Here is a 23,596-nt window from a genome sequence, read left to right on the forward strand (position 1 = left end):
CATGAAAACGGAACAACCGTTATGGGGCAGGGGCCAGATGGTCTCTCCCCAGCACTTCCAGCAACAGGCCGCGTATGCGGCCTGGTCTGCGGAATGCATCGCCCGGTTAGGCCTCTCCCATCCCTGGGGAGTGATTGAAGCCACTTTCGAACCGGATGCACTGAAACTGGGCCGCCTGCAGGCCCGCCATCTGCACATCCGTTTCCCCGACGGGACGCTTATCGACACGGATAATGCTGACGATCTGCCACCGGTTCTGGCGCTGGAGAGTGAATCAAATGAGGTGGTAGTGATGCTCGCGCTACCGCTGCTGCGCGCGAATGGTGGCAACTGTCTTAAGCCCGATGAGGTAGCCGGGCGTCCTGTTCGCTATCGCCAGCGTTGGCAGGATATCCGCAATACCTTCGGGGACGATACCCGCCAGATTGCGGTAATGCGTCCTGAGCTGACGCTGCGGTTTGCACATCAGAACAACAGCGATTACCTGACCTGTCCGGTTGCCCGCCTGCAGCAGGATCTGCAGGGGGCGTGGCAGCCTGATGAGACGTTTCTCCCCCCGCTCCTGGCCATCGAGGGCAGCCGCTGGCTGTTAACCCAGCTCGAACAGCTGATGATCCAGCTACGTGTACGCCTGAGCCGACTGATGGCCATGCGACGGGAAAGTAATGAGCGCATGGCAGACTTTGCCGTGGCCGACGTGTCGCTGTTCTGGTTGCTGAATGCCCTCAACAGCGCTGAGCCCGTGCTGGGGCAGTTTCAGCGCCATCCGCAAAGTCCGCCTGAACGCCTGTATCCGGAGCTGGCCCGCCTGGCGGGCAGCCTGCTGACCTTCTCGCTGGAGCACCAGGTGAGTGCGATCCCGGTCTGGCAGCACGAGCAACTGAATAACGTATTTCCGCCGCTGTTTGATTTACTGGGGGACCTTCTGGAAGCCAGTCTGCCATCGCGGGTGGTGGCGATTGAGCTTGAGCACGATGCCCGGCTGCACTTCTGGCAGGCCCGTCTGCATGATCCGCGTCTGCGTGAAGGGGCGGATTACTACCTCTCCGTGCGTTCAATGGTGCCGGTAGCTCAGCTGCAGGAGCAGTTCCCGCGCCAGTGCAAGGTTGGCAGCCCCGATCATGTCAGAAGTATCGTCAATTCATCGCGGGTGGGCGTGCCGCTGACCCCGCTGCGCCATGTGCCGGCAGCCATTCCGTTACGTCTGGAAAATCAGTATTTCAGTCTTGATGTCTCTCATCCTCAGGCCACTGAAATGCTCCAGGGCGGCACCTGCATGTTTTACGTTCCGGGCATGCTCGGCGAGCCTGAACTCGAACTCTTTGCGGTGCTGAGAACATGAGTGAGCGTAAACGCGGCGCTGCCGCGGCCATTGATATTGATGCCCTGCTGCAGGATACCTGGCTGCAGGTGATCAGCCTGCGTCACGGTCCGAAATTTCAGGATGGAGAAGGGCGCACGCTGTGGGAGCGTTGCATTGCTGATGTCGAACGTGTGCAGCGTGAGTTGAAAGCGGGCGAACTTGATGAAGCCAGCTGCCGGCATATTCTCACCGCACAATGTGCGCTGCTGGATGAGGCGGTTAAGAGTCGCGGTGTGGAGGATGATGCCTGCGTGCAGTGGTATGACATTCCCCTGCAGGGGCACTTCCTTGGCACCATGGACGCCGGTGACACGCTGTGCGATCGGATGCGCGATGTGCTGCGTGAACCGGCTCCTGACCACGCTGTCGTGACCTGCTTCCAGCGGGTCATGATGCTCGGATTCCTCGGCAACTTCCGCTCCCTAAACGATCCTGAGCGGCAGAAACTCATGAATGCACTTAATGAACATGTTGCGCCGTTCAGCTATTCACAACCCCATCCCGTTCTGGCGGAAAGCCATGCCGGACGGGGGATAGGGGGTTGGCTTGCATCATGGCCCATGCGCATTGGCCTGAGTGTGGTGGTGGTCACCGCATTATGGTGGGGACTGGATTGCTGGCTGGATCAGACACTGCTTACCCTGCTGCCGGGAGCCGTGAAATGAGCACTGCACAACAGCGCGGGCTTGCGCTCTGGGCTGCCCTGCTGAGTGCAGTGGTCTGCCTGTGGTTTCTGCCAGCATCCCGGCTGGTTTCCGTTCTCGTCCTGCTGGCGGTACTGGGGCTAATCATGGCGTTCTGGGCTGTCGCCTGCCGTCGCGTGCAGCACGATTTCACCCTGTGTCTGGAGGACCTGCCTGAAGCCAATTATTGCCAGCCCGTGGTACTTGTCTGTGGCGATCTGCCGCTTGCCTGGCCGCATCAGTCACCTGTACTTACTGTCACGCAGGGCTGCTGGATCCGTGTAGAGGATCATCTGGAACTGGAGCAGGCCGCCCGTCAGGTACTGTGGTTGCGCCCCGACTGGGGACGTCAGCTGTCAGTGATGGTCAGTGTTTGTCCGCAGCAGCACCCTGATAGTGAGCGCCTTACCAGTCGTTTGCTTGCCCTGCGCTGGCAGATTAGTCGGTTGCGTAAAGCAACCGGCCATTCTGTGCCACTGGTTCTGAATGGACAGGTCGGCAGTGCGATGATGAATGACATGCTCTGGCAGACGGCGATCCTGGGGGAAGGGGTAAAGGTCTGGAGTGGGACTTCAGCGCCTGGCTCAGTTGCTGAATGGGTTAATACTGGCGGAACGCCTGCGATGCATCAACAGGTGCTTATGAACAGCCTGATGAGCTGGTTCCAACAGCACGTCCACGCTGTCCTTATGGATGAAAACCCCGATATTCCTGTCATTGAACCTGTTGCGGTTCTGTGGGGATTGGGCCCGATCCTGGCCGGAAGCATGGCCACCTCTGTCTGGACAGCGTGGTTGTCCCGCCATACTGCGATGCAGCAGGTGTCTGGCTGGCAGCCGGCGGGAACGGACAGTACGGTTATTTCCCTGTTCCCGAATTTTGTCCTTCCTTTACTGCCAGAAGGACGAGGCCTGACACCGCATGGACGAACCTGGCGCGGTGCGCTCGGAATCTTCACGTTGGCGACCATTGCTGCACTGCTCAGCAGTGGCTGGAACAACCGCCAGCTGCTGCAACGCGTTAGCTTCGATATTGTCCGTTACAACAGCATCGCCATGGATGATTACGGTCCTAAAGCCAGCGCCGTACAGGTGCTGCGCGAGGATGCGGCGCTGCTGGATGAGCATGCACGCAATGGTGTACCGGCCCGGCTGGGTCTGGGGCTTTATCGGGGGGAACGTCTGCGAATACCGGTGCTGGAAGCGATCCGCTCATATGTGCCACCACCTCCTCCACCAAAGCCTGTGGAAAAGGTCGCGCCGAAAATCATCCGCCTCGACAGCATGTCGCTGTTCGATACCGGCAAATGGGCGCTGAAACCCGCCTCAACAAAGCTGCTGGTGAACTCACTTGTGGGGATCAAGGCGAAACCCGGCTGGCTGATTGTGGTCGCAGGCCATACCGACAGCACCGGGGATGACCAGTCCAACCAGGTCCTGTCCCTGAAGCGTGCGGAGTCCGTGCGCGACTGGATGCGTGATACCGGCGACGTGCCGGAGAGCTGTTTTGCGGTGCAGGGTTACGGTGAAAGCCGACCTGTCGCCACCAACGACACGGCGGAAGGCCGGGCGCTGAACCGCCGTGTCGAAATCAGTCTGGTGCCGCAGGCGAACGCCTGCCAGCTGCCGGGCAACACCCCCGCGTCATCGCAGGATGATGGCGCTGATAACAACTTAACGGAGTAATTAACATGGCAATACCAGTCTATCTGTGGCTGAAGGACGACGGCGGCGCGGACATCAAAGGGTCTGTGGACGTTCAGGATCGTGAAGGCAGCATCGAGGTGGTGGCCCAGGAGCACAACCTGTACATCCCGACCGACAATAACACCGGCAAGCTGACCGGTACCCGTATCCACACCCCGTTCCTGTTCACCAAGGAAATCGACTCCTCCAGCCCGTACCTGTACAAGGCGGTGACCACCGGCCAGACCCTGAAATCTGCGGAATTTAAGTGGTACAGAATCAACGACGCGGGCCAGGAAGTGGAGTACTTCAACACGAAGCTTGAGAACGTGAAGCTGGTGAAAGTGAATCCGAAGATGCACGACATCAAAGATCCGGCGTTCGAGAAGCACAACCACCTCGAGCAGATTGAACTGCGCTACGAAAAAATCACCTGGACCTACAAGGACGGCAACATCATTCATTCCGATTCCTGGAACGAACGCGCCACCGCGTAAGTCGCATGCGGACAGGGCCCTGTCCGCAGTTTTTTGCACAGCGTCTGTATGCACGGACGCTGTGCAAAGAAAAACACAATCTGCCTGCCCGACCTGATGCGCTTTGGGTTCCTGAATAACAGGGAACAGCGACGGGCGGTAGCGTGTCCGGAACTGATAAAGAGAGAGTCTCATGGAAAATCCCGCCATCCTGTTACGCCGTCTTAACCCTTACTGTGCCCGCGCGATGGAAGGGGCCGCGTCCCTGTGCCATACCCGCGCCCATGAGGAAATCCTGCCCGAGCACTGGTTGCTGAAGCTGCTGGAGCAGGGTGAGGGCGACCTGACGGTGCTGGCGCGGCGCTACGAATGGGATATGGATACGATATGGCAGGATATGCTGGGTTTTCTGGACAGCCTGCCACGTTCGGTGCGCAGCCGTCCGCAGCTGTCGGACAGTGTCCGGGCTCTGATGCAGGAGGCCTGGCTGCACGCCTCGCTGGCGGGGGAAGAGCACATCCGCAGCATTCACCTCCTGATGGCCCTGGTGGACAAACCGGACCTGGTGCGCTGCGACGGCCTGTGGCCGCTGCTGACGCTGGCGCAGAGCCAGCTTGAGCGCCTGCGGGGGCTTCTGGATGCGCAGTCGGATGAACGCCCGGAGGTGCAGCAGGAAGCGGAGCTTACGCAGGGCGATGAGGTGGAGTTTGTCGGCCGTCCGGTGAATGCGGATATAAAAGGAGAGCTGAACCCGGCGTTACAGAATGCGCTGGACAGGTTCACCCTCGACGTCACCGCCCGCGCCCGTGAGGGCAGAATCGACCCGGTCTATGGCCGCGACAATGAAATCCGCCAGATGGTGGACATTCTTTCCCGGCGCCGCAAGAACAACCCGATTCTGGTCGGCGAACCGGGAGTCGGCAAGACCGCGCTCGTGGAAGGACTGGCGCTGCGCATCGCCGAAGGCAATGTGCCGGACGCGCTGAAGCCGGTCTCGGTGCGCACCCTTGACCTCGGCCTGTTACAGGCGGGTGCAGGCGTGAAGGGTGAGTTTGAACAGCGCCTGAAAAACATCATCGACGCGGTGCAACAGTCACCCCTGCCGGTTCTGCTCTTCATTGACGAGGCGCACACCATTATCGGCGCCGGCAACCAGGCGGGGGGCGCCGATGCGGCCAACCTGCTGAAACCGGCACTGGCCCGCGGTGAGCTCAGAACCATCGCCGCCACCACCTGGAGCGAATACAAGCAGTACTTTGAGCGCGACGCCGCGCTGGAGCGTCGTTTCCAGATGGTGAAGGTGGACGAACCGGACGACGACACCGCGTGCCTGATGCTGCGGGGACTCAAGCCACGTTACGCGCAGCACCATGGCGTGCATATTACCGATGAGGCGGTTAAAGCCGCCGTCACGCTCTCCAGACGCTATCTGACCGGACGCCAGCTGCCGGACAAGGCGGTTGACCTGCTGGACACCGCTTCGGCCCGTGTCCGCATGAGCCTGGATACGGTGCCGGAGCCGCTGACCAGGATGAAGGCGCAGCTCACGGCACTTGCCATGGAGAAACAGGCGCTGCTGGAGGATATCGCGGTGGGCAATACCGCCCACGGCGAACGTCTGGCCGCCATCGGAGAGGAAGAAGTCGGCATCATTTTGCAGCTCGATGAACGGGAAACCCGGTACGGCCAGGAGCTGAAACTCACGGAAGAACTGCTTGCCTGCCGCACGGATATCTCCCGTCAGGGGGAAATTGCGGACCTTCAGATGCAGCTTACTGCCGTGCAGCAGAATACCCCGCTGCTGGGGCTGGATGTGGACGCGCGTACCGTCGCCACCGTTATCGCCGACTGGACCGGCGTACCGCTCTCTTCCCTGATGAAGGACGAGCAGACGGAACTGCTGAGTCTTGAGCACAGTCTGGCGAAACGCGTTGTCGGTCAGGACAGTGCGCTGAATGCCATTGCGCAGCGCCTGCGCGCCAGCAAAACCGGTCTGGCACCGGAGAACGGCCCGCAGGGCGTGTTCCTGCTTGTGGGCCCGAGCGGCACCGGCAAGACCGAAACCGCCCTGGCGCTGGCCGATGAACTGTTCGGCGGCGAGAAGTCCCTTATTACTATCAACCTCTCGGAATACCAGGAGCCACACACCGTCTCGCAGCTCAAGGGCTCACCGCCGGGCTACGTGGGTTACGGTCAGGGCGGCATTCTGACCGAAGCCGTCCGTAAGCGCCCGTACAGCGTGGTGTTGCTGGATGAAGTGGAAAAGGCACACCGGGACGTGATGAACCTGTTCTACCAGGTGTTTGACCGGGGCTTCATGCGCGACGGCGAGGGGCGGGAAATTGACTTCCGCAACACGGTGATACTGATGACCTCGAACCTCGGCAGCGACCTTATCATGCAGATGCTGGATGAAAATCCGGACGCCACCGAAGGCGACCTGCACGAACTGCTGCGTCCTGTCCTGCGGGACCACTTCCAGCCCGCGCTGCTGGCGCGCTTCCAGACGGTGATTTACCGTCCGCTGGCACAGGCAGCGATGCGTACGATTGTCGGCATGAAGCTCGGCCAGGTGAGTCAGCGCCTGGCCCGGCATTACGGCATGAAAACCGCTATAGCAGACAGCCTGTCTGATGCGCTGACCGATGCCTGCCTGCTGCCGGACACCGGGGCGCGCAATATCGACAGCCTGCTGAACCAGCAGATTCTGCCGGTCCTGAGCCAGCAGCTGCTGAGCCAGATGGCGGCGGGAAGGAAGCCGCATACCCTGACGCTTGGCTGGGATGAGGAAGAGGGCATAGTGCTCGAGTTTGACCGGACAGAAGGTGAGCATGCATGAGCAGTAATCTTCCCTTACGATTCAGCCACAGCCATCACCTGCTTTCGGTGAAGGGCTGCGATGCAGGGCTTGATGTGCTGGCATTTGAGGGCGATGAAGCCCTGAGCACACCGTTCAGCTACCGTACTGAATTCACCAGCGCGGATCATGCCATCAGCAAAGAGATGATGCTGATGAAAGCGGCTTCCCTGACGCTTCAGGCCCCGGTAGACCAGGGTTACGGTATCAAAATACAGCAGCCGGTACGGGTGATTCAGGGCGTGGTGACCGGTTTTGAACGCCTCAGCACGTCAAAAGATGAAACCCGCTACGCCCTGACGCTTGAGCCGCGTCTGGCGCTGCTCGACCGCTCGCACCAGAACGCGATTTACCAGGACATGTCGGTTCCGCAAATCGTGGAAAAAATCCTGCGCGAACGTCACGGCATGCGCGGCCAGGATTTCCTGTTCTCACTGTCAAAAGAGTACCCGCGTCGTGAACAGGTGATGCAGTACGCTGAGGACGACCTGCACTTCATCACCCGCCTGCTGGGCGAGGTTGGTATATGGTTCCGCTTCACCACCGACACGCGCCTCAACATTGACGTGGTGGAGTTTTACGACAGCCAGCAGGGGTATGAGAAAGGCCTGACGCTGCCGTCGGTACCGCCGTCAGGGCAGCACTCTCAGGGTGTGGACGCGGTGTGGGATATGGAGAGCCGTCATAAGGTGGTCCAGAAGGAGGTCAGCACCCGCGATTACAACTACCGTCAGGCCACGGAGGACATGAACAACCGGGTTGACGCGACCGGCGGGGATACCACCACCTGTGGTGAGGCCTATCATTACGGCGATAATTATCTGACGCCGGGCAGCGCGTATGACCGCAACCCGGCAGCGGAGTCCGGGGCGTTTTACGCCCGCATCCGCCACGAACGCTACCTGAATGGCCAGACGCAGACCGTTGCTTTCACCAGCTGCCCGACCCTTTCACCGGGTATGCGGCTGAAAGTCACCGGCGGGTACGAAGTGGCGGAGGTGTTTACCCAGGGCGTGGTGGTCACGGCGATGCACAGCCATGCCCGGCGTGATGCAGACTTTTGCGTCAGGTTTGACGGTATCCCGGACAGCGCGGACTTTTGCTTCCGCCCGGCGCCAGGCCGCCGCCCGGTGATGGCCGGTACCTTACCGGCCCGCGTCACCAGCACCACCGAAAATGACACCTACGGGCATATCGACAAGGACGGTCGCTACCGCGTCAATATGCTGTTTGACCGTGAGAACTGGGAAACCGGGTTCGAGAGCCTGTGGGTCCGTCAGTCCCGCCCGTATGCGGGGGACACCTACGGCCTGCACCTGCCGCTGCTGGCAGGCACCGAGGTGGCGATTGGTTTTGAGGACGGCAACCCGGACCGGCCATACATTGCCGGTGTGCTGCACGACTCGGCGCACGGCGACCACGTTACCATCCGGAACTACAAACGCAACGTCCTGCGCACGCCAGCGAACAACAAAATCCGCCTCGACGACGAGCGCGGGAAAGAGCACATCAAGGTCAGCACGGAGTACGGCGGCAAGAGCCAGCTGAACCTCGGCCACCTGGTCGACAGCGAGAAACAGCAGCGCGGTGAGGGATTTGAGCTCAGGACGGACAGCCGGGGTGCCATCCGGGCGCAGAAGGGGATTTTTATCAGTGCTGACGGCCAGGCGAAGGCGCAGGGCCAGGTGCTGGAGATGGCGCCGGCGGTCAGCAATCTCGGCGATGCCCGGGAGCAGATGACATCCATCTCCGGTGATGCGCAGCAGGCGACCGCGAACCCGGCAGACCTTCAGGCGCAAATCGCCCTGCTGGAGCAGCATCTGACGGACCTTAAAAAATCGGTGCTGCTGATGAGCGCACCGGACGGTATGGCGCTGACCAGCGGACAACACCTGCAGGTCTCGGCCGGGCAGAACCTGATTGCCACAGCCGGTAAAAATGCGGACGTCAGCGTGGTGAAAAATCTGTTCATCGGGGTGGGCAGTACCCTGAGCGTGTTTGTGCGCAAGCTGGGAATAAAGCTTATCGCGAACCATGGGCCGGTGCAGGTACAGGCACAGAATGACCTGATGGAATTACTGGCCCGCAAGGAAATCAGCATCGTCAGCACGGAAGATGAAATCAAAATCCTTGCGAAGAAGAAGATCACGCTGAATGGTGGCGGGAGCTATATCACACTGGATGCGAATGCGATTGAGGCGGCGACGCTCGGGGATTACCGGACACGGGCGGGATTTTATGACCGGCAGCAGAAGGCAAATAAACCAGAAGATTTCCCGAGTATTGCCCCGATAGCAGCAGAACCTGCCAGCTCCGGTAACAACCAGCAAGAAAAACCAGACAAAGACGAAGATGTCCCGGGTACTGGTCCTGCTGCTCCGGAAGCAGCAGAGCCAGCCAGTTATTTCCTTTTTTCCTGACACGGAGTCATAACATGATTATCAGCCCACCGTTTCTGAGAAACAGAACTGCATCCCAGTCTGATGCCGACTGGACTGGCGCAATGATGCCGGTTAATCCAGACCAGGGATTCCCGTTGAACGGAGCAGAATCCTGGCATGGAGGTGTTCACATCACACATACAGACGAAGGAATGCCTAATGAAAAAATACGGGCAATTGCTGATGGCGTGGTTGTTTCATTCCGCCAGCCATCGCCGTCTAAAGATGCAGAACCACTCAATTATCTCGGACCGACAGATGACGGCTATGTGTTGCTGAAGCATGAAACGGAGACAGGAAGCGGAGATGACGGGAAGGTCGTATTCTATTCACTGTGCATGCATATGAAATTTCTGGAGGCAGAAATAAAGCAGGATGCAAAAATATACCGTAAAGCCCCCCTGGGCTCTTCAGGCACGTGCAGTGGACGGAATGAATTCCATTTCCAGATTTTCTGTGATGACAACAATATCAGCAAGCTGACGGGCAGAACGACCCGTGAACTGGACGTGTCGAAAGATGGCCGGACTGATGCCGTTTACGGAGATATTCACTTTTATCTTCCGGCCGGAACGAAGTTTTATGATAAGGCACCCGCAAATAACAGTACTTCCATAACCGGGCTTTCTGAGCTGTATACCAGCAGTGCGCCTCTGTATGCCAGTATGACGCTGGCACAGGGCAGCTGCACGATGGTGACCCGGCAGAAAAATACGCAGACTGACGGGAAGTATGACCTGCTGGGCGACCCTCTGGTGAATGCTGACGGAGAGGACTACGAATATAATCTCTATAACACCGCGATGCGGAATTATAAGGAAAGCCCCAGCGCCGGGTTTGAGCTGCTTCGTTTTGGCCGGGTGATCAATACGGAGCATGAAACGCTGGTACCTGCAGATGCGCCATTATGGATGACGGTCAGTTATCCGGGTGGCAAAGGGGTGGTCAATCTCGCTGATCCGAATATTAAAAAATTCAGTGACGCTGATTTTCCTCACTGGACGGGCTGGCAGCTGGTTGATGACGATACTGACAGTAATAGTCAGTGTAGCTCAGCCATAATCAGGAAACTGCAGGAGGACGGTGAGTACAATAATCAGTGTGGAAAGTTAATCTGTCATTTCCCGTTCGAATGGGAAAAAAGTACGTTCGATACCCGTTTTTCATGGCTGAAAACGGGGAATGACAAGCGTGCTCCGATGACGGAAGCAGATTATGCAAAATTTAAGGCTCATGCAGAAGCGTTGTGCTTTGATTCCGGAGCATTCAATAGTGGAAGACTGTGGCATTTTGAGCCAAACGCATTCATTGAACATTTTAGAAAATGTAGTTGGATGAATCTTGATGAGTTAGCTGCCACATTTCCGAAATATTTATTTTACTCTTCAAATGGAAACCCAAGAACTGCTCAAAAGCAGCCTGCAAGCGTGTATACAATAGATCATGAACAAGCCAAAACTAGGATTGAGTCGCATTACGAATCGTTGAATTTGTGTATTAGAAAATACATTGGAAACGACAAAAAAAGAATATCATTTTTTCTACCCCAAACATTACTAGAAACTGCTCAGTGGAGGGATTTAGGTGGTAGTAAGAGGTTATTACATGAGTGGGGGTTTGGACGTTATAATTCAGTGAATCCTGCCACGGAGTATTATACTGTTTTTTATGGTAGAGGGATCATGCAACTTACATGGGCAGGACTGTATAAAACCTACGGTGAATACCGAAATTTTCCAAATCATTCAGGTTCATATACGGATCGATTACGCCCTGATGCTCCGCGGCTTACTTCAATCTCATCCCATTATGCAGCCCATCCCGATGATGGGGGGACTTTGTTTCGGTGGTCTCCAAGATTCGATCCTGATATCGTGGCTGAAGATAAATACAACGCTTGTGATTCTGGTGGATTTTATTGGGCTTCAAAGGTATATAGACGAAAAACCTCAATGAATAGAGTCGCGGATGAAGATTTCACAGCAGATAATGTCGGGTTAATCAATCGTTTGGTTAATGGGGGCTCGAATGGGTACTATGAAAGACAAGCCTACTCGAAATTTATTGGTTTTTATTTAATGGATGAGATAAATACTGATGCAACTGTTACTGTAAGCCCTACTGGAAAATCTCGCATTGTTGTGGACTTTACAAAATCCTAAGGTGTTATGATGAGATATATTATTTTTGTTTTTTACATTTTTACAAATATTGCATTGGGTTGTGATAATACACTTTTAAATGTTAACATTGCAGAGGGTATTTCTGCGAAGATTTTGCTGAAAAGTAATGATTCGTTGTCAATGTCGATTTTAATTCATGGTAAGATTATTAGTACAGAAGAAATAGATGTTTCATCTGAGAAAAAAAATCATGTTACATTCGAAGATTATAATCGTGATGGTTATAAAGACTTCAGTGTATGGCATTTAGATGAAGGAATGGGTACGTATAAGATTTATAGATTATTTATCTATGCACCATCTGAGGGAAAATTCAAAGAGATAAAGTCTGGATGCGGCGATGGTTTTGTTAATATTCGGATTGAAGGTGACAATTTAATTAACACGTTTTATGATGGTAACGCTCCGAAATCATGCGCTATGCCAATTGACGCTCTTAAGTGAAATAAGTATCAATAATTGAGTAGTGGAAGACTGTGGCATTTTGAGCCAAAAACATTCATTAAACATTTTAGAAACTATGGATGGTTAAGTTTCTATGAAATGAAACAAATAGTACCTAGCCATGCACTGCGGCAATCTGGCAGAGATCGGTTTGCTTGGGAGGCAATTAATACGAATTTAAGAAAGCCGGGCTCTATTTTAAGTAACCAGATTTCAAATTTAAATTCCTCGATGAGAAAATATTGTATTAATACTCCCTTTAGGATTTCTTGTTTTTTAGGTAATGCAATACAAGAAACAGGCTGGTTAAGTACCCTTCATGAAGGAAATGGCAGTAACCTCTGGTACGCCCCGTGGTACGGACGCGGTTTTTTGCAATTAACTAATCCAGAAAACTATCTAAATTATTTTAAATATATTGGCAAGGTAGTTCAGGATCAATTAAAACGAAGTTTGGTTGACGCATATGCATTAATTGCAGCACAACCACCTGCGAATAGATCTAATGCGACATTGCAAGATCGCCACTTCCCTACGCTTCCAACAGAGTTTATAGGACTAAGGAGCGAGGTTAGTGATTCACAAGGTACATTAGCTGCAGATAGCGCTGGGTTTTATTGGGTAAAAAATAAGATGGCTAAATATGCCGATGAGGAGCATGTTTTAGAGAGGGTTTCTGTTAATTCAAATTTAGGAATTAAGTATTACTACCGAAGTCCTAGTTTTTGGAAAGCAAGTGCCGCAGTTAATTTACCTGGAAGGATCGGTTCACTTTACCATCGCTCACTAAATGGATTCGATTCAAGATGCTGTGCCTACGGAGTTGCCATTGCTATTTTAACTGAAAATAAATTCCCGAATGCTTCTGGAAGTTTTGTTTTGGAGTTTCCAGAAGGATATAATCATAGGACGTAAATTATATGAAATTGTTATATATAGTGGTTTTTCTCAGTATTAGTTCCTTCGCTATGGCCTCTGCTCCTGAAGCTAAAGTTGAAAATACTTCAGTAACCAGAGCATTGACTTCAGATTCTAACGCAGAAATCTCTTCGTCATCCAGTTTTGATGCATGTAATGTGCATTTCAGGGATTACAAATTCCCTACATTGTCAGAGGATGAGTACTTTAAAAAAATCGCCAATATCAGAGTGGAGTTGTTTATATTCTGGTGAGGCATTTGAAGCGGGATATGATACACAGCAAGTAAACACTAAAGGAATTAGTGTTAGTAGTACTGATAAGAAAATTGTTTATGATTATAAGAATAAGATATGGAAACTAATACCAGATACAGCTTATGTAAAAAATGGAAAGATAAATCATCTATCCCTAGTGCAGGCAAAAAGTAAAAATGCATCTGGTTTTATGGCTGTTAACAGTATGGCGAAACTCATAGATGGAACTCTAGGTGAGAGCATTTATTTCTGTTTGATACATAAAAATAATGCTCTATGTGGCTCTGGCATTAATTCCCCTGATGATAAAAATGAAGAGCTCTCTAAAATGCGTTGAAACTGCTTGAGAGTATTTCATTTGATGATAACTAACCTTAGTTAATAATTATAAATTATAAATTATAAATTATAAATTATAAATTATGAAGTATGAATGTCGTACTCACTGAAACATCCTCCTGAATGTTATCCACGACCAGTTTCACCAAAAACATCCCGCTGGTTTGTCGTTCTGGCGGCAATGTTGGTTATTAGCGTGACCCTTATGCGTATATTCTGACGCTACATCGATACCAGACACTTCTGGTTGCTTGCTATTGGCACACCTGTCGTTGTGTGGATTGTAAGTTTCGGTTTTCGCATATGGCTCTGGCCATTACAGGACAGTAAAGCGAATAGTTTTACCCGGCGTTAAGCAACTGTTACTGTAAGCCTTACTGGAAAATCTCGCATTGTTGTGGACTTAACAAAATCCTAAGGTGTTATAATGAGGTATATTATTTTTCTTTTTTACATTTTTACAAATAATGCATTAGGTTGTGATAATAAATTTTTAGATGTTAACTTTGCAGAAGGTATTTCTGCGAAGGTTTTGCTGAAAAATAATGATTCGTTGTTAATGTCGATTTTAAATCATGGTAAGATTATTAGCACAGAAGAAATAGATGTTTCATCTGAGAAAAAAATCATGTTACACTCGAAGATTATAATCGTGATGGTTATAAAGACTTCAGTGTATGGCATTTAGATGAAGGAATGGGTACGTATAAAATTTATAGATTATTTATCTTTTCTCCACCTGAGGGAAAATTCAAAGAGATAAAGCCTGGATGCGGCGATGACTTTGTTAATATTCGGATTGATGGTGACAATTTAATTAACACGTTTTATGATGGTAACGCTCCGAAATCATGCGCTATGCCAATTGACGCTCTTAAGTGAAATAAGTATCAATATAAGGAAGTGAAAATTGGTAATAGTTGTGAAAAATCACCTTTGATTGTAAAAACTAGTGAAGATGATGGCTTAGAAAATCAGCATTCTGGAGGGCTAGTGCAACAATGAATTTGTCTGGAAATATCAGCAAACAAAATCGTCAAGGGATAAATGGATTAAATGGAAGAATGACATTTGAGGATGTCAGATGGCCTCCGTTTAAGTATTCCTGGTATGTGCCTAACGATTCTACAGAACAAGAATCCGATTATTATGCTATTACGTAATGAAAATGAAATTTCTTAAGTTGTTAATTATATTATTTGTGTTAATGATCTTCTCAGCTTTTGCAATGAGATCAAATGCAAAACTTACTCCTCAACAAACAGTCATTGATTTTATTAGTGACTATGAGGCGTGGAATCAATTTGCTACGCAAAATTTAAGCGAAGATACGGGTTTTCAGGCAAAAGAGGAATACATTAAATTACTGAATAAATATTGCACTCAATCTTCTGGCAGAATTGGTTGTAATAAGTATGGGCAATATTCCTTGCATGTTTCCGGTGGGGAGAGAGTAATTAGTACCAAAAAAGCAAGAGCCAGCTGAATCTCGGCTTCTTGGTCGACAGCGAAAAACGATAGAGTACATAGTCATGTCAGGAGACTCCCTCTCGAAAATTGCCGAACGTTATAAGACAAGTACTGATGAAATTGCTAAAAATAATAATATAAAAGATGTAAGTAAGATCTTCCCCGGTCAGCACTTGACGATTTATGGTGTCAATACTAGTGACCCTTCAGTGTATATCGTTTCACCGGGTGATACTCTTGCGGAGATCGCGGATAAATACGATGTTAGTTTAGACGAAATCGCACGACAGAACAACATATCCGATCCTAATAAAATTTACCCAGGGAAATCATTTTCCATAAGCAAAAGTGGTAGTAATGCTGTTGGCGAAACAGAAAAACCAGCAGTTAGCCCTCCAGCATCAAAATCAGTGAATAAAAAAACGCTGGAATCGATTGGGGGAAAAAATTCTGGAAATCCAATAGCTATACTCCTTCACGACCAGAGAGAAGCTCCGTGGATGAATATTGCACTGAGTGAGGCAAAGAAATGGCATGGAACTAAAGAAGACTCTATTACCAGCAATTATCATGCATTAATAGGTCATAAATGGATAAAAAATCTAGTTGGGACATCAAATGCTTGGTGTTCGTCTTTTGTAAATTATTCTTTTCAAGAAAGTGGATATCATAAAACAGTGCCAGATCCATATCGTGCTATTTCGTTTTTTAAAGATAGCAATAACTTTTTTGAAATCAAAAAACCTATCTATGGATGTGCCGCATCATCAGGAAAGCATGCAACCTTTGTATATGGTCAATCGAAGTCTGGAGAATTAATTTATTTGGGCGGTAATCAGGGTGACACAATAAAATTTTCACTTTTTAAAGATTTTAGATTTTTTTTACCAGTGGCATATAAAGGATACTATGAGTCAAATGCACAAAAAGAATTAGACATCTTTGATGTAAATGAACTGAATGAAATGATTGGTATTCATTCTAAAACAACTGGACACGAGAGCACAAGATGATTCTAACAAACAAGATAAAACTAGCATTATTTCTGGTGACTTTGCCTGTTATGAGTAGTTTTGCATCTTCTTTTACTAAGGAGTTTGTTAGGATTGATGGTGTCCATAAGGTGAGGATTGATATTCAAGAAGAAAATCTTGGGGATGTTAAAAATTCAACAATAACCGCTTCGGAGTATGTGAAAAACAAAAAAATATGGAGTCTTGTCGATTTTGTAAATAAATGTCCGCTTGATATAAATATGGCCTTGATTAAGGGCTCATTCGAGGTTAAGAAAATTAATGACTCATTAGATACAGTATTGTTTGCTTATACCATAGGTTGTGTGGGCGGCCTTGATCCAGTTGCTGTAAAATATTTTGCTTATGAAAATGGTATTAAGCATTCTCTTCGAGGAGAAGAACGGAGGATTACGCCTGATGGGGTAATTGATAATAATATTAGACCATTACCAGATACTAATTTAAAAAATAATATTCTTTTGCATAAATACATGCTCAACAATTGGTGTAAAGCATCAACAGTTGTTCTGGAGTAAACATATTTTGATTGGACATTAAATAAATTCAGTGTACCAGAATTATTTTTGAATGGGAAAGGTAAAAAATTAATGACAAAATCCCACTCATGTTCTTGCATTTCTTATCGTGGGGATGATAATAAAATCCAATATATCAATAATGTTTCATTCAACTACAAAGGTAGTAGCTAGAGACATAAAAAATCGGTAATGTATATGCTTCCGATTATGCTTACGGAAAAAGACCAGGTAAATTGAATGCAGATAAAGATAATAAAGCGTATCTTGCTTACAACTACATACCCAACAGAGAGAACAGGTTTTCCTTTTTTCATAATGAAATGACTATATTTTATATCTTCGAAAAACATGGGCCACTTTATGTGAATTCCGAAGTATGTACTCAAAAAAACAATGCATTGCCGTGGCTATTATACATCAGGCCCTGAAATTGGCCGCCTCAGAATAGAAACAAATTACATTGACATACAAGGTAATTATATTGAGGAGGGTAAGCGCATTTCATATGATTCAAACGGGGAGGTAACGCTAATTGAAATTAAAAACAGAGGCCATAAAAAAAATGAAATGATCTTTGACAGATATCCCGAGAGAGCCAAACATTTTCCCTTTTAGCTAATGCTTAGAAATTTTGAATCATGAGTGTGTGAATGTGGTATTCCCTTAAACATCTTCCTGAATGTTATCCACGACCAGTTCCGCCAAAAACATCCCGCTGGTTTGCTGTCCTGGCGGCAATGCTGGTCATCAGTGTGATCCTCATGCGGATATTCGGGCGATACATCGATAACAACCACTTCTGGTTGGTCGCTATTGGTACGCCCGTTGTTGTTTGGATTATAAGTTTCGGTTTTCGTATGTGGCACTGGTCATTACAGGACAGTAAAGCGAATAGTTTTGACCGGCATCGGGAACGCTGGATCTTAAGTGAGACCCGTAAAGCACGCCGCGCGCTTCAGATACTGAATATGACATTTATAACTGCCCATAAGGAAGACAAACAGGGTTCTGTCGCTGTTGAGATGCTCAAGAATCAAAGCATTATTATTTCTCAGTCGGACTGGAAAGGCGAAAAAGGCAAGAGGCTGAGCCGTATTACGACAGAGCCGGGAGAGACTCCTGAGCTGGTTGTCACGCGTCTGTTTTCTGAACTCATTGCGGGTCTGCCAGTTGGTCAGTTCCCGGAAAATGCCTCACTGGCTGTCATCCTTGATAACTCGTCATCTTTGTCATTCCCTGCGGTTCAGGAGATTTGGCAGGAAGCCTGGAAGGAAAGTGGAATAACCTGCGCGGTTGAGTATGTGGACAGCAATGGGCCGGGAGTAGTTAGCCACTGGCTGGATTACCGCATTAAAGATGAAACGATGTTATTGATCGTTGGCCTCCAGATTGACCCGGTTGACTCAAACAATACCGCAGAAGCCGCTGTTGCACTGCTTCTCGGCAATCGCCTGACACAGGAGGCACTCGAACCTCTCGCGCTGCTGCACCGGCCAGATGCTTCCTCTCCTGGTGAATTGAGCGAGGGGATGAACATGGCCGCCTGGAACGTCCCGCTCAAAGGACATATCGTTAAAAATTTATGGCTTGCCGGACTGACGGGTGAGCAGCACGCAGAAGTGATCACGTGTCAGAATGTACATCCTGCGCAGTCTGTAGCGGACGACTCCGTCATTTCACTCGACAGGTCTATGGGACGTGCCGGTGCCGCAGCCCCCTGGCTTGCCATCGCTGCCGCCACTGAAATCGCCCAACAAACACAGTCACCACAGATGATTATCTGTGGCGATACCACAAAGAATGTGCTGTGGAGCACGCTCATTACCCCGATTGCTTCCCGACAGGAGATGGATCCGTGAAGCTACCTTTTGCTATTGCACCAAAGACTACGGAAGGCCGCTATCTTGCTGTCGCATTGCTTTTCTTTTTGTTGTTAGCCGTTATGACGTTCATGATCTGGAAGCATCCGGATATTGCCGGGATTCAAGACGGTAGTCAGCAGCAAATTTACTGGCTTATCGCTGGCGGATGTATTTCAGGCTGCACCCTTATCCTATCCATGTTGCTCCTGGCGGCAGTTCGTAATGCCGGTAAGCAGGAGTTTAATGCGCTTGTCGACGATACCAGTGGTGATGATGAAAAAAGGAAGCGGGAAAATGATAACGCCCCTGTTCACCCTGCGGTGGTCATGTGTGACAGGATTCGGGCGCATCTCCGCTCCCGTATTAGTTTTTACTGGCGTAGCAAAACACGTCTGCTGTTAATCACCGGCGATGAAGCCGCGATCGAGCAACTGGTACCCGGCCTGCAACAGCAGCAGTGGCTCGAAGGCAACCGCACCGTGCTGATTTATGGCGGCAGCCTGGCATCGGAGCCTGACCGCGAAAAATACACAGCGCTGCGTAAACTACGCCGCGGGCGCCCGCTGGACGGGATTATCCGTGTACTGCCTGAGTCGCTTAATCTTACCCCACATATCAGCGACAGCGATTTACGCGGCCTGGAAAAAATCAGCGAACTGCTGCGTTATTCCGCTCCGGTCTGGCTGTGGCAACTGTGCAGCAGTCACTGGTCGCAGGGTACGCGTCCTGAGCAGGCGGTAGGTGCAAGCTTTCCACCACGCGCAAAAGAAGACGATGTAATCCGCCAGCTGGAACTGATGCTGCCAGCCCTGCGGGCGCAGGGGATGAGTCAGGTCGCGGAAAACAGCAGCCACGACTTCCTGCTGCGCCTGAGCCAGCACCTGAACGACGGTGCTATTGCCCGCTGGGCTCAGCAGTTGCAGCCATGGCTCTTTGTTTCTCAGCAGCGCGTCCCGCTGCGTGGTCTGATGTTCAGCCTGTCGGAGAAGAAACCTGCCGAAATGTCAGCGGGAACAGCCGACGCTGAGAATTATGGATCACAGCGTCATGCCCTGACTCTGCCAGCAACCTGGCAGGGTATTGTCGACGACTGCACCCGCGTACGTGGCCGTCGTGTCGGTATGCCGTGGGAACGAGCGCTGGCCTGGGCACTGATGGCCATCATCAGTGTCTGGGGGGCAGGGACGCTGCTGTCGTTTGCGGTCAACCGGTCACAAATAGTTTCTGTTGCACAGCAGGCTCATGCTCTGGTGGAGCACCCTTCTGTATCGGATTACCAACTGACGGCCCTGCATGCTCTGCGTAATGATGCCGGTCGCCTGCTGCACCATATTCAGGACGGCGCGCCATGGTATCAGCGCTTTGGTCTGGACCATGATCAGCAGTTGCTTGACGCAATGCTGCCCTGGTACGGAGTGGCGAACAACCGTCTGATACGTGACCCGGCAAATGAAGCGCTTAAGCAGAAGCTCATTGCGCTGGTCAATTCGGCACCCAACAGCGACCAGCGGACACAGATGGCGAAACCGGGTTATGACCAGCTGAAAGCCTGGCTGATGATGTCCCGTCCGGATAAAGCTGATGGTGCATTCTACGCGCAAACCATGAAAACCGTGCAGCCGACGCGTTTAGGCATCTCAGCTGGCCTGTGGCAAAGCCTGTCACCGGATTTGTGGGCTTTCTACATCACCGAACTGCCAGCGCAGCCACAGTGGAAAACCACACCGGATGCGCAACTGGTCAGCCAGAGCCGCCAGGTGCTGTTGCAGCAAATTGGACGGCGCAACGCGGAAAGTACGCTTTACGAGAACATGCTCAAATCCGTGCGTCGTAACTTCGCCGATGTGTCTCTGGAGGACATGACCGGCGGTACCGATGCCCGTCGCCTGTTTACCACCGATGAGGTGGTGCCGGGCATGTTCACCCGTCAGGCCTGGGAGGGTGGTATTCAGCAGGCCATTGAGAAAGCGGCAAACTCCCGCCGCGATGAAATTGACTGGGTGCTGAGCGACAGCCGGAAAGCCGTCTCCTCAGACCTGTCGCCGGAAGCACTGAAAGCACGTCTGACGGAACGCTACTTCACCGACTTTGCCGGTAGCTGGCTGAGCTTCCTCAACAGCCTGCAACTTAATCCGGCAAACAATATTGCAGACGTCACCGACCAGCTGACGCTGATGAGTGATGTTCGCCAGTCACCGCTGATTGCCCTGATGAACACCCTCGCCTGGCAGGGGCAGACCGGCCAGAAGAGTGAAGGCCTGTCGGACTCCATCATCAAATCGGCTAAAGACCTGGTAGGCGGGAAAGACAAACCGGTAATTGACCAGTCAGCCTCAGGCCCGCAGGGCCCACTGGATGAAACCTTTGGACCGTTGCTGACACTTATGGGTAAAAACAAAGGCAGCAACGTTATGTCGGCTGACAATTCACTGAGTCTGCAAACGTATCTTACCCGTATCACCCGTGTGCGTCTGCGTCTGCAACAGGTCGCCAGCGCCTCTGACCCTCAGGAAATGATGCAGAGCCTGGCGCAGACCGTATTCCAGGGTAAAAGCGTGGACCTGACCGACACCCAGCAGTACGGCAGCCTGATTGCTGCAAGCCTGGGCGAAGAGTGGAGTGGTTTTGGCAGCACCACGTTGGTTCAACCACTGACCCAGGCCTGGGAAACTGTGCTTCAGCCATCGGCAGCGAGCCTGAATGACAAATGGAGTCGCTCCGTGGTGGCGAACTGGCATACGGCATTTGACGGACGTTTCCCATTCGCTATCAGCAAGAGTGATTCCTCTCTGCCAATGCTGGCTGAGTTTGTGCGTAAGGACAGCGGACGCATTGAGCGCTTCCTGACCACGGAACTCGGCGGTGTGCTGCATAAGGAGGGCAGCCAGTGGGTGCCGGATAAGGTTAATAGCCAGGGGCTGAGCTTTAACCCAGCCTTCCTGCGGGCGATTAATCAGCTCAGCCAGCTATCGGATATCTTATTTACCGACGGCAGTCAGGGCATCAGCTTTGAGCTACAGGCGCGTCCGGTACCGCAGGTGGTAGAAACGCAACTGACTATTGATGGACAAAAGCTGCACTACTTCAACCAGATGGCAGACTGGCAGAGCTTCCGCTGGCCTGGTGACACCTACAAGCCCGGAACCATGCTGACATGGACTACCGTCAATGCGGGTGCACGTCTGTTTGGTGATTACAGCGGAACCTGGGGCTTTATTCGCTGGCTGGATGAAAGTAAGAGAGAGCAGCTTGACCGCAGTCAGTGGATGATGAGTTTTACCGCCCCGGATGGTCGTACCCTACAGTGGGTACTGCGTTCACAACTGGGCAGTGGGCCGCTGGCGTTACTGGCACTCCGGGGTTTTACGCTGCCAGATCAAATATTCAGCGTCGACAGCGCGGCTATGGCGCAGGCGCTGATGACCAACACAGAAAACAGTGACATGGACGGAGTCGAATAATGGACGCTTTGCAGAATCTGGTTGTTGCCTGCCAGGCGGATGAAACCTTGCTGCGACAGCAGGCGCAGTCACGTATGGAAAGCTGGCAGCGCTGGCTTACCCCGATCAGTGAGATCAATCCTACAGGAGAAGACCCGGGTTATGACGATGATTTCCAGCGTATCCGGGAGGAGGTCAATAAACTTTCCGGCATTGATACCGGGCTGATTTGCCAGCTGGCTGAAAAGGTGCTGATCACTTTGGCCAAAGATGTCCGGGTTGCTACTTACTATTGTTGGGCGCGCTTGCACCAGGACGGTGAAACCGGGTTTGCTGAAGGGCTTGAGTTACTGGCGGGATTACTAACCCAGTATGGAACACAGCTCCATCCTCAGCGCGAGCGAAGCCGTAAACCAGCGCTGGAGTGGCTCGCAGGCTCTCGTCTACTTGACAGCCTGTTACTCTGGCCAGAAGTGGTACGCGACGATGCCCAGCGTACGACCGGTGCGTTGCTACTCATCCGAGACAGTCTTGAAACTGAGCCTGAAGCGTCACGTCCAGATCTGAGTGCCCTGTACAGCGCGCTGGGTTCCCGCCTGATGAAAGCCGGTGGCGTGGATGCGGTAATACCCCAGAACGCCAGCAGTAAAACACGCGCGCAGTGGGCATCTCACGCGGCAGAACAGGACGCGCCAGTGCTGAGCCACATCACGTCAGGTCAGGATTTGCTGGCTCAGGCCCGAACCCTGACGGGATATCTACGTGAGCAACCCGATGGCTGGCTTGCCGCACACCGACTGATGAAAAGTCTGCGTCACGACACGCTGAGAGCGATCCCGGCACCGGATGCCGAAGGGAAAACGCGCATCGAACCGCCGCGGGCTGACCAGCGGGCAATGCTCAAACGGCTGTATTTGCAACAGAGCTGGCTGGAGATCCTGGAACAAGCGGACAGCACTTTCTCGCGTGGCGCCAATCATCTCTGGCTGGATTTGCAGTGGTACATCCATCAGGCCCTGATTAAATCAGGCCAGGATGTGCTGGCCGATATCATTATCGCTGACCTGAAAGGGCTGCTGCGGCGCCTTCCCGGACTTGAAACGCTGGCCTTCAATGACGGCACACCCTTTGCTGATGAGGTCACGCTGAACTGGATAAACCAGAGCGTGCAGGACGAGATGTCCAACTGGCGGGATGAGCCTGTCAATGCCTTGAGTGAAACTGGCAACGATATTCTGGCCCTTGAACCGGAAGCTTTGGAGAAAGCTGACACGGATGGTCTGGATGCCACACTCCACTGGCTGCAAACGCGCCCGGGCACCGACACCACAAAAGACAAATGGTTGGTGCGTCTGCTGATGGCACGTGTGGCGGAGCAGAAGGGTAAGAATGAGCTGGCTCTGCATCTGCTGGGTGAGCTTGACGGTGCAGCACAGGCCATCACCCTCACGCAATGGACGCCAGCATTGTTGTTTGAAGTGAAATCGCGCCGCCTCAGGCTGCTGCGCATGAAAGCCGCCCGCAGCGAAACCGATAAGTCACGGCTTCAGCCAGAGATGGACCAGCTTCTGGCGGGCCTGATTGCGCTTGACCCGGCAGGCTGTGCGGTGCTTTGCGGATAAC

General features: G+C 51.6%; 16 protein-coding genes and 1 pseudogene. All 17 read left to right on the forward strand.

The window, feature by feature from the left end; genetic code table 11:
- Window position 1: 1 nt before the first annotated feature.
- The 17 genes and pseudogenes from tssK (at window position 2) to tssA (ending at window position 23,595) form a co-directional block, all read left to right on the forward strand.
- Window positions 2-1,342: a type VI secretion system baseplate subunit TssK gene (gene tssK / locus AC4OVS_RS10305; RefSeq protein ID WP_022648283.1), complete on the forward strand. Its 1,341-nt coding sequence runs from the start codon at window positions 2-4 to the stop codon at window positions 1,340-1,342.
- Window positions 1,339-2,028 (forward strand): type VI secretion system protein TssL, short form, encoded by a 690-nt coding sequence (gene tssL, locus AC4OVS_RS10310; RefSeq protein ID WP_023300235.1) that lies wholly within the window; start codon window positions 1,339-1,341, stop codon window positions 2,026-2,028. The genes tssK and tssL overlap by 4 nt, the downstream gene beginning before the upstream one ends.
- Window positions 2,025-3,731 (forward strand): OmpA family protein, encoded by a 1,707-nt coding sequence (locus AC4OVS_RS10315; protein ID WP_491922362.1) that lies wholly within the window; start codon window positions 2,025-2,027, stop codon window positions 3,729-3,731. The genes tssL and AC4OVS_RS10315 overlap by 4 nt, the downstream gene beginning before the upstream one ends.
- Window positions 3,732-3,736: 5 nt before the next feature.
- Window positions 3,737-4,228, forward strand: a complete 492-nt coding sequence (hcp, locus tag AC4OVS_RS10320) for a type VI secretion system effector Hcp (protein ID WP_009653685.1) — start codon at window positions 3,737-3,739, stop codon at window positions 4,226-4,228.
- Window positions 4,229-4,400: 172 nt separating this feature from the next.
- Window positions 4,401-7,046: a type VI secretion system ATPase TssH gene (gene tssH / locus AC4OVS_RS10325; protein ID WP_491922363.1), complete on the forward strand. Its 2,646-nt coding sequence runs from the start codon at window positions 4,401-4,403 to the stop codon at window positions 7,044-7,046.
- Window positions 7,043-9,484: a type VI secretion system Vgr family protein gene (locus tag AC4OVS_RS10330; protein ID WP_491922364.1), complete on the forward strand. Its 2,442-nt coding sequence runs from the start codon at window positions 7,043-7,045 to the stop codon at window positions 9,482-9,484. The genes tssH and AC4OVS_RS10330 overlap by 4 nt, the downstream gene beginning before the upstream one ends.
- 14 nt (window positions 9,485-9,498) lie before the next feature.
- Window positions 9,499-11,667, forward strand: coding sequence for a M23 family metallopeptidase (locus tag AC4OVS_RS10335; RefSeq protein WP_491922365.1), 2,169 nt, complete (start codon window positions 9,499-9,501; stop codon window positions 11,665-11,667).
- Window positions 11,668-11,673: 6 nt separating this feature from the next.
- A complete protein-coding gene (locus tag AC4OVS_RS10340; protein WP_491922366.1) occupies window positions 11,674-12,132 on the forward strand; it encodes an XAC2610-related protein in 459 nt (152 codons plus the stop codon).
- Between the two features lie 99 nt (window positions 12,133-12,231).
- On the forward strand, window positions 12,232-13,047 hold the full coding sequence (locus AC4OVS_RS10345) for a hypothetical protein (protein ID WP_284097849.1): 816 nt from the start codon (window positions 12,232-12,234) through the stop codon (window positions 13,045-13,047).
- A 201-nt stretch (window positions 13,048-13,248) separates the two neighbouring features.
- Complete coding sequence (locus AC4OVS_RS10350) at window positions 13,249-13,644, forward strand: hypothetical protein (protein ID WP_491922367.1); 396 nt, start codon at window positions 13,249-13,251, stop codon at window positions 13,642-13,644.
- 647 nt (window positions 13,645-14,291) lie between these two features.
- Window positions 14,292-14,528 (forward strand): annotated as a pseudogene (locus AC4OVS_RS10355) (XAC2610-related protein); the annotation flags it as partial.
- A gap of 286 nt (window positions 14,529-14,814) precedes the next feature.
- Window positions 14,815-15,132, forward strand: coding sequence for a hypothetical protein (locus AC4OVS_RS10360; protein WP_127353267.1), 318 nt, complete (start codon window positions 14,815-14,817; stop codon window positions 15,130-15,132).
- A gap of 46 nt (window positions 15,133-15,178) precedes the next feature.
- A complete protein-coding gene (locus tag AC4OVS_RS10365) occupies window positions 15,179-16,129 on the forward strand; it encodes a TIGR02594 family protein (protein ID WP_491922368.1) in 951 nt (316 codons plus the stop codon).
- Window positions 16,126-16,668, forward strand: coding sequence for a M949_RS01915 family surface polysaccharide biosynthesis protein (locus AC4OVS_RS10370; RefSeq protein ID WP_491922369.1), 543 nt, complete (start codon window positions 16,126-16,128; stop codon window positions 16,666-16,668). Before AC4OVS_RS10365 ends, AC4OVS_RS10370 begins: the two co-directional genes overlap by 4 nt.
- A 653-nt stretch (window positions 16,669-17,321) precedes the next feature.
- On the forward strand, window positions 17,322-18,530 hold the full coding sequence (locus AC4OVS_RS10375; RefSeq protein WP_491922370.1) for a hypothetical protein: 1,209 nt from the start codon (window positions 17,322-17,324) through the stop codon (window positions 18,528-18,530).
- On the forward strand, window positions 18,527-21,994 hold the full coding sequence (locus AC4OVS_RS10380) for an ImcF-related family protein (protein WP_491922371.1): 3,468 nt from the start codon (window positions 18,527-18,529) through the stop codon (window positions 21,992-21,994). The genes AC4OVS_RS10375 and AC4OVS_RS10380 overlap by 4 nt, the downstream gene beginning before the upstream one ends.
- Window positions 21,994-23,595 (forward strand): type VI secretion system protein TssA, encoded by a 1,602-nt coding sequence (tssA, locus tag AC4OVS_RS10385; protein ID WP_491922372.1) that lies wholly within the window; start codon window positions 21,994-21,996, stop codon window positions 23,593-23,595. The genes AC4OVS_RS10380 and tssA overlap by 1 nt, the downstream gene beginning before the upstream one ends.
- The last annotated feature ends 1 nt before the right edge of the window (window position 23,596 follow it).

The sequence above is a fragment of the Enterobacter sp. 4974935 genome (assembly GCF_058661735.1).